We start from the raw sequence: 7,799 nt of genomic DNA, 5'->3' as shown, positions 1-7,799 counted from the left end.
CCAACGGGGGCGTCCACACATGTCCATGACGACGATGTCGCCGGGCTCCAGCACGGGTACGAGCTGCTGCTCGACATAGGCGCGGAAGCACTCGCCGTTGATCGGTCCGTCGAAGACGAAAGGGGCCGCCAGCCGGTCGCAGCGCAGCGCGCCGAGGAAGGTCAGCGTGCGCCAGTGGTCGTGCGAGCGAAGCCGCGCAGGCGCTTGCCCTTGGGACCCCAGCCGCGCAGGGGGGCCATGTTGGTCTTGATCCAAGTCTCGTCGATGAAGACCAGCCGCTGAGGCCGGCCTGAAAGCAACGCCAGCGCTGCCGCCGGCGGGCAATGTCGGAGCGGGCCTGCTCAAGGGCGAATAGGGTTTTTTTGAACCGCAGGCCCTCGCGCCTCAGGAACTGCCACACCGTGTCATGCGACACCTTCACCCCGCGCGCCGCCAGTTCCGCCACAGCCCATGCAGCGACAGATGCGGCGTCTGGTTGAGCCGCCCCACCATGAACGCCCGATGCGGCTCCAGAACACGCTTGCGATGGCCACCCATCTTGCCGGGTGCCACAGATCCGCTCGAACGGTAGCGCTGCGCCCACTTCACCGCCGATCAAACGGCAATGCCGAACCGGGCCGCCACCGACCGGCAGCTGTCGCCGGCCTCGATCGCCCTTACAACACGCTCACGAAGATCATTCGAAAGAGGTCGCGTCATCAGATGCTGGCCTCCGCTCCAGCCAGCATCTTGAATCACAAAGTCACCGCATGGGAACCCGCGATTCAGTCAAAAACTGAACGGCTCTAGGCCAATCCTGCGGCGAAGAGTGCTCTCGCCACGGGCTCGAAATATTGCATGGGAACGGGGCTGCCCAGTTGCGTTTTGCTGATGAGCTGATGCGCTAGGACATCGTTGTCGACAATTTCAAGACGTAGCGCCCGCGCCTCGCTAAGCAGGTGTGAAGCCCGCTCGCCTTCGGCGCGGCAAACCAGGACGGGCACCCCGGTTTCACCGCGTACGTAACGCAGACCGATCAGTATCGCCGTTCCTTTGAAGATCAGCGTGGCGTGATGCACACCAAGGGGAGGTTCGTCAGCTGACTCGTCGCGAATGCGACGTCGTTCACTCTTCAACTCTGGCGCCCCTTGCTGATCCTTCAGCTCGCGCGTGACTTCAGTTTTGGTCATCCGCATTTCGCGCAGAAACAACGCACGCTGCAACAGGAGATCGATCAGGCCGGCGACCAGAAGTGCGCCGGCGCCAATTCCGATCAGCAGTTTTGCCCCTGTAACGACAAGGCCCACACAGCCCATGCCGCAGACCGGCAAATAGACCATCGTCTTCCACATGCCGAGAAGGCAAAAGGAAAAGGTTGCGCCGAGAACGAATACCTTAAACAGCGTCTTGCCGAGTTCGACCATCGAACGCGCAGACGCCAAGCGCTTCAGCCCTTGAAAAGGATCAATTTTCTCGAAGTTGGGCGTCATTGGCTCAAGAGAGAAAACAAATCCACCATTGGCTAATAAGCTTGCCAAAAGCACCGCCGCGACAAGCGTTCCAAGCAGCGGGCCAACAGTTGCCAAGGTGAGTTCGCCAAGCACAGCCAGCGCCTGCCGGACCGCGAAGTCGAATGGCAGGTTCTGCAGCTTGTCGACAGATAGTAGCGCTTCGCGGCATTTGTCTTCGATCACGCTGCCTCTTAGCCATAGGTACCCGAGACCAGCGCAAGTGCCGACCGCGCGAACGAAATCGGAGCTACGTGGCAGCTGCCCTTTTTTGCGTGCATCGTCTAGCTTCTTGGGGGTGGCGGCGTGTGTCTTCTCTTCACTCGAGTCGCTCATTTTAGCAATCTATCGAACCACTCGAGCGCGCCATTCGCTTGTGTGATCTCCAGTTTCATACCCTCGACTAGATAGCCAGCGTAGGTGACCATGATAATCGGAAATACAAGATTCTTGATCGTCGGGGACAGTTGGGTCAATTTGAATTGCGGCGCAAAGCGACGCAGTAGCATCATGGATACATCAATCAGCGTCATAAAGAACACGACGGGCCCTGACACCAATAAAGCCGTGCGCATAATGTGGTCGAGGAGCCCTAATATCTCCATTGCTCCTTGCGTGCTCAATGTAGGGTGGAACCTATACACGGGCCAGATCAAATAGCTGCCATAAAGGGCGCTGACCACAGTTTCCAGCCCCCCTGATGCGACAAAGATGGCAATCGCAGTGATCCCGAGAAAGACTCCCATGGCGGAAGCCTGACTGTTCGTCGCGGCGTCGGTCGGGGCGGACGGGTTGGTGACGCCGCGTTGGTTGTCGATAAACTCACCGGCCGCCTGAAGTCCCCATAAGGGAATGCCAAGGAGGGTGCCAAGTAGTGCGCCGACAAAAACTTCCTTTAATCCGAGCAAAGTGACCTGGATCAGACGTGTTTCAGGATCCAGCGCCTGCAACCCGTCGCTGACGTGTGCCAGGCATGGTAATCCGAAGGCAACAGCCAGGCAGCCGCGGATCAGCCCATCGGTCTGAGAACGTGTAAATACAGGTAGGATCATCATAATGCCTATCGCGCGCGCTGCGCCAAGACCGGCTGCTACGACGAGTTCGATAGCCGTATGGATCAGGATTTGAATCTCGGCCGGTGACGCATACATGGCGGAGACTAGTAGCTAAGTGTCATGGCGGGAAACTCGGTAAAGATCTGGTTGGCTAGCTCTATCAGCGGTGCGCTTAGCACAGGCGCAAACAAGCCAATAACCGCGACAACAACCAGAAGCTTCACGGTGAGTGGCAAACTTTCATCCTGGATCTGGGTTGCCGCCTGGATGATGCCAATGACCAAGCCAACGATCACCGATGCAATGAGCGGGGGCAGAATCCAGATCATGAACACCACCAACGATTGGGTCATAAGAGTGACAATACTGGATTCAGCGATGATCAACCTCCCGGTATCGTGTAACTCAACACAAGTCCGTGCATCAATTTCGACCAGCCATCAATAGCGACGAACACGAAGAGTTTGAAAGGAACAGATATAAGCGTTGGGGATACCATAGACATACCCATCGCCATCAAAATTGTCGTCACAATAAGATCGATAGCGATAAAAGGAAGATAAAGAAGAAATCCGATCTCAAACGCGCGCTTTAGCTCTGAAATTAGAAAAGATGGGACCAGAATGGACAAATCATCAGCTGTGGCTTTGGCACGCATTTCCTCTGGCCAGACTTTTTCGGTCGACGAGACGAAAAACTGTCGCTGCTCTTCATTTGTGAACTTCTTAAGATGATCACGCAGGGGCTCGGTCCCGGATTTGGCGGCGCTTACCCAGTCGTCGAACGTCTGATAATGTAGCTTCGGATCGGTCATCCGATCATAGGTCTGTTCAACAACGGGCGCGCTAACGAACATGGTGAGGATCAATGCCACGGCGTACAGCACTATGTTAGGTGGTATCGTCTGAGTCCCGAGCGCATTGCGGACGAGGAAAAGAACAACCGATACCTTTACAAAGGCCGTGGTCGTGACGACTACTAAAACCAGCAGACCCAGTCCGGCGGTAACTGCGAGAAGCGCCAGGATTGGCGGCTGGAGCTCAGTCATTGCATCCCAACCCGCCACGGAGCCTGATGCCCAGCGTATCTCCAATGCGCACGATGTCGCCACGCCCGATACACTGACCATTGGCAAGTATATCGACCGGACCCTCGATCGGCCGTCCAAGTTCGAAAATATGCCCTTCGCCGGCACTTCTTAATTCCCCTAGAGGAATAGGCCAGCGACCGCATTCAAAGACAAGCATGATCTCGATATCATCGAGATCATCCGTCGGCCCTAGTTGCGATCCAAGTTGTGTCATATGCGCATTCTCCAAAGGATAGGAACGCGGGCGGAAAGGCCCGTGCAGGACTAGCTGGTCGCCCTCAAGATCAGCACCGGCCCACAACTGGCCAAAAGATAGGGCGATCTCGCCGCGGCCGAACGGCGCCAAGTCCGGCAACAGAGCATCACCGGCACATGCTTTTCGAAGAATCGCCGCAGGAACGCGCAGCGTGCCGATCTCTCCTGCAACCACGATCGGGAGGTCTGAAAGTAATCCGCGCGGCTGTCGCGGTAACTGGCCAAACAGTTCGCCCAGAGCGCGAAACGCAGACGGCACCAAGCCATCAAGAGGCGAGAACAGGAACAGACGACCCTTGCCACTGACCGGGCCTAAGTCGATATCCAGTTCGAGATAAGGAGCCAGTGTCGCGGCTTCAAACACGCGCACGAGCTGCACGTTCAGCTGTGTCCTATACTCCAGTCGAGCAATAAGTGGCTCAAGTGCAAGTTCAACAATGAGTGAAGCCGTTGGCTCGGAAGGGAGAGTCAGCCCATTCTGCACTGTTGCGATGAGCCCCTCTACAAGCGACCGCGATATCGACAGCACGACCGCATCAGCTCCGACCCTACAAATGCAGTCGAGCATTGGAATGGCGGCAAAATTCTCTTGCCAGACAAGCCCTGCCATACGCACCGACAGCGGCACGTCGTTGATCCGGGTCTGAAACGGCCTGCGGGAAGCCGCAGTGTCATTGAGCCACGAGGCGACCTCGTGGGACAGTGTCAGCGCTGGCTCCAATAGAGGGGGTCTCACCAAAGCGGCTGCCAAAAACTGCACCGTTCTATCATTCGGAGGACCTGCGGGTTATCGAATCCGTTTTCGCGACCTGGGAAAGCGGACCCCTCCCAAATCGAACCAATATCTCATCGTCGGCCTCGATCTCGCCTGCGGCCTCCGAATGGATCTCAACGGCGCGCCGGACGTCGTCCTCTATTTGGCGCCATTTGTGCGTTGCCGCCGAACATGCGACCCATAGGTCCCTCGTCACGGACGCCGCTAACTCGGCCTTTTCTTCGGCGGCGCGCGCATTAACAAGCATCTGCCGCCTGCGAGTGATCTCAGCCGCAAGGCACTCAATATGGAGGTGGTGCCGGTCGAGGGTGGCGCTAGACAAGTCATCGAGCGTCATCAGCTCCTGATAGAGCGCTGCTTCGGCCGTTGAGCAATGTTGTTGTGCCATTGCAAGCTCTCGGGAGGCATTCTGTGCTGCTAAGGTGGCCATATGGCGCTGGGCTTCCTTTTTGGACAGCTCACTAAGGGCACGACGCTCTTGCATTTCCTTCAGGAGCCGTAACCTCGAAGACTGAATGTGATTCACGCGGTCAGACGCGACATCCATGCTACCGTTTCCTCAAACGCTGACGCTTCGTCTTCGCTCTGGCGCAAAAACTCCCTCAGTTCGTCGATTGACGCGACAGCCCGGTCCGTCAGGGGATCGCCGCCTTCCTTGTATTCGCCGACGTTGATCAAGAACTCGGCCTCGGCATACCGCGAGAGGAGTTCACGAAAGAAGGATGCTGAGTTGCGATGTGTCGCCGAAACGACCGCATCCATTACGCGGCTGCGACTCTGCAGTACATCGATAGCAGGGAAATGCGATCGCGCCGCAATAGCGCGCGAGAGGACGACATGGCCATCGAGAATGCCGCGCGTTTCTTCGGCGATTGGATCACCTGTGCCATCGCCTTCTACAAGCACGGTATAGAAAGCGGTGATTGAGCCACGCTCACTCATGCCAGCGCGCTCTAGCAGGCCTGGCAGCATGCCAAAAACAGAAGGAGGAAAGCCCCGTCGCGTCGGCGGCTCACCCGCAGCAAGGCCTATCTCACGCATGGCGCGGCAGAAGCGTGTCAGGGAATCCAGCATGAGAGCAACGCGTAGCCCTTGTTCGCGAAAATATTCCGCGAGCGCTGTCGCCATCGGAGCACATTGTGCCCGCTCAACAGCCGAGCGGTCGGATGTTTCAACAACAACGACCGCACGGCGAAGGCCCTCCTCCCCGAGATGCCTCTCGATGAATTCACGAACTTCACGTCCTCGTTCGCCTATCAGCGCGACTATGACAACGTCAGCGGCGGCACCTTTTACGATCTGTGACAATAACGTCGACTTGCCACAACCTGGCTCGCCGTAAATACCGATTCGCTGGCCCTCGCCGCACGTCAGGAGACCATCCAGGGCACGGACCCCGAGCGGCAAGGGCCGCTCAATCATGCGCCTTGTCATTGGATTCGGAGCTCTGCCGTGCAACGGCCGAGTCTCGGCGGTTTTGATTTGGCCTTTGCCATCCAGTGGACGGCAACGACTGTCAATCACGCGGCCAAGTAAATCGTTGCCGACGGGTACTTCACGCATTCGTCCAGTGGCGACGACTTCCGCGCGGCTGGAGAGGCCGACCAGGTCGCCGATCGGCGTCAGCAGTACGCCATCATCCAACAGGCCGATCACCTCGGCTTCGAGCGACAGTCCGGTCCGCGGGTCCTGTAGGAGGCAAAGTTCTCCAATACGTGTGTCTGGCAAGACGGCATGGACCAGTGTGCCAACAGCCCGCGTGATCCTGCCGCGCACGACGCGCGTGTCGATCCGCTTTACCGTAGCTCTCAAAGACGAGATCGCCGGATCGGCAGGGCAGATCGCAGCGTCGTGATTATGTTCTGATACCTGCGTGCTCACAGTTCGCCTTTTTCAGAGAGCGTCCCGAAGCCGAGACGCAACGCACGCATCTGCGCATCAAGGCCCAGATCGACATTGCCGTACTCGCTCCACAGCACGCACCGTTGCGGCGACAACGTAGGATCCGGTTTGATCCGAACCCTTGGACGACCATCCTGTCCGTCGCATGCGGCAAACTCTCGCGTAAGCATGTCCACTTGCGTCGGACACACATGGAGGCAAACTTCTGCGCCGCTGTATTGGCGCTCAATGGCGTGACGAACAGCCATGACCAGCAGTTCGCCCGGATCGAATGCTCCCACAAGATCGCTTAGTATTTCCATCACGAGCTGCGGTAATTGCTGCTCTAGAACCGCCTTTCGTCGTGCGACTTCGGCGACCGCCTGCGAAATCAGCGCTGCCATTTCCTCGGCGCCAGCATCCAAGCCCTCGGCATGGCCGCGCGCCAACTCACGCTGATACGCCGCGCGTGCCCAACTGCGTACGCGCTGCTGATGCCGTTCTGCGGCGGCACACGCTTCTGCGGCATTATCCCAGATTTCGAGCTCGCTCGCCGGTATCAGCGGCCCCAATGGGCGCATCTGCGGCGCTGCCGGCGCGACGGAAATATCCGCTGTCATATCAGCGGGTTCTCCGCCTCAAAATGGCCTACTACAAGCGAAAACAACTGGCCTGCGGCGTCCCTGTGCTTAGGCTCTGGATTGTCGGCGGCGGTCCCTACGGGCAAGCGTAGAAGCACGCGGTTGCGCTCCATCACTGGACTGTGATGGAGCCAGGCACCAAGGCAGGCGTGTCCATCGTGTTCGATTTGGTGCGCGAGTTTTTCCGGATCAGCGATCAATCTGTCCGCAATGGCATGCGCCAGATGTCGGATTCCAAACGCATGGGCATCAGCGCCGATACGTTCAATAAGCACTGTGAGGTCAGGCTGAGAGACAAGCTTAAGCAGCGAACGGGCATGCCATACACTACCTGCAAGGAGGGCAGCCCGATGCGGATCATTACCGCGCAGAAGGTCCGGCCCCCAGTCAACGTCATTCGACTCCGAATCATTGTCGAGCAACAATTCCGTTAGTCTTCGCTGCAGTCTGGGACACTTCTGCAACTGAGCCATCGTAGCAGCCGATAACGCCGGATCAAGACGCGCGCCAAGACGAGTCGGATGGACCGAAGCAGCAAGTTCGCTCCGGTCCAAGGCATGCAATTGGAACGAGCCGTCGAGTTGGGCGGTTTTTACCGGCACTGGCATCGACATG

Annotated in this window: 10 protein-coding genes; all 10 read right to left on the bottom strand. The window is 57.9% G+C overall.

Translation table 11 applies throughout. The annotated features are described in order from the left end of the window. Positions 1 to 255: transposase (locus NMG70_RS33240; RefSeq protein ID WP_436798360.1), on the bottom strand; the 255-nt coding region annotated here is incomplete at its 3' end. A gap of 530 nt (positions 256 to 785) precedes the next feature. Further along, positions 786 to 1,823 (bottom strand): EscU/YscU/HrcU family type III secretion system export apparatus switch protein, encoded by a 1,038-nt coding sequence (locus NMG70_RS08270; protein WP_254017403.1) that lies wholly within the window; start codon positions 1,821 to 1,823, stop codon positions 786 to 788. Then, positions 1,820 to 2,638: a type III secretion system export apparatus subunit SctT gene (gene sctT / locus NMG70_RS08265; protein ID WP_123149072.1), complete on the bottom strand. Its 819-nt coding sequence runs from the start codon at positions 2,636 to 2,638 to the stop codon at positions 1,820 to 1,822. Before sctT ends, NMG70_RS08270 begins: the two co-directional genes overlap by 4 nt. Before the next feature lie 8 nt (positions 2,639 to 2,646). After that, positions 2,647 to 2,895 (bottom strand): EscS/YscS/HrcS family type III secretion system export apparatus protein, encoded by a 249-nt coding sequence (locus tag NMG70_RS08260; protein ID WP_077376427.1) that lies wholly within the window; start codon positions 2,893 to 2,895, stop codon positions 2,647 to 2,649. Between the two features lie 29 nt (positions 2,896 to 2,924). After that, positions 2,925 to 3,590, bottom strand: a complete 666-nt coding sequence (sctR, locus tag NMG70_RS08255) for a type III secretion system export apparatus subunit SctR (RefSeq protein WP_077376245.1) — start codon at positions 3,588 to 3,590, stop codon at positions 2,925 to 2,927. Continuing rightward, positions 3,583 to 4,647: a type III secretion system cytoplasmic ring protein SctQ gene (gene sctQ, locus NMG70_RS08250; RefSeq protein WP_077376248.1), complete on the bottom strand. Its 1,065-nt coding sequence runs from the start codon at positions 4,645 to 4,647 to the stop codon at positions 3,583 to 3,585. Before sctQ ends, sctR begins: the two co-directional genes overlap by 8 nt. Before the next feature lie 7 nt (positions 4,648 to 4,654). Further along, positions 4,655 to 5,209, bottom strand: a complete 555-nt coding sequence (locus NMG70_RS08245; RefSeq protein WP_077376251.1) for a hypothetical protein — start codon at positions 5,207 to 5,209, stop codon at positions 4,655 to 4,657. Further along, positions 5,185 to 6,543, bottom strand: coding sequence for a type III secretion system ATPase SctN (sctN, locus tag NMG70_RS08240; RefSeq protein WP_301555137.1), 1,359 nt, complete (start codon positions 6,541 to 6,543; stop codon positions 5,185 to 5,187). Before sctN ends, NMG70_RS08245 begins: the two co-directional genes overlap by 25 nt. Then, the gene (gene sctL, locus NMG70_RS08235; RefSeq protein ID WP_008874780.1) at positions 6,540 to 7,163 is read right to left on the bottom strand and encodes a type III secretion system stator protein SctL; all 624 of its coding nucleotides are present in this window, start codon (positions 7,161 to 7,163) and stop codon (positions 6,540 to 6,542) included. Before sctL ends, sctN begins: the two co-directional genes overlap by 4 nt. Continuing rightward, positions 7,160 to 7,798, bottom strand: a complete 639-nt coding sequence (locus NMG70_RS08230) for a nodulation protein NolU (RefSeq protein ID WP_077376257.1) — start codon at positions 7,796 to 7,798, stop codon at positions 7,160 to 7,162. Before NMG70_RS08230 ends, sctL begins: the two co-directional genes overlap by 4 nt. Position 7,799 lies beyond the last annotated feature (1 nt).

The sequence above is a fragment of the Mesorhizobium ventifaucium genome, assembly GCF_935822925.1.
In the GTDB taxonomy this organism is placed as follows: Bacteria; Pseudomonadota; Alphaproteobacteria; order Rhizobiales; family Rhizobiaceae; genus Mesorhizobium; species Mesorhizobium ventifaucium.
The sequence above is the reverse complement of the archived record's forward strand: the minus strand, read 5'-3'. Positions and strand labels throughout refer to the sequence as shown.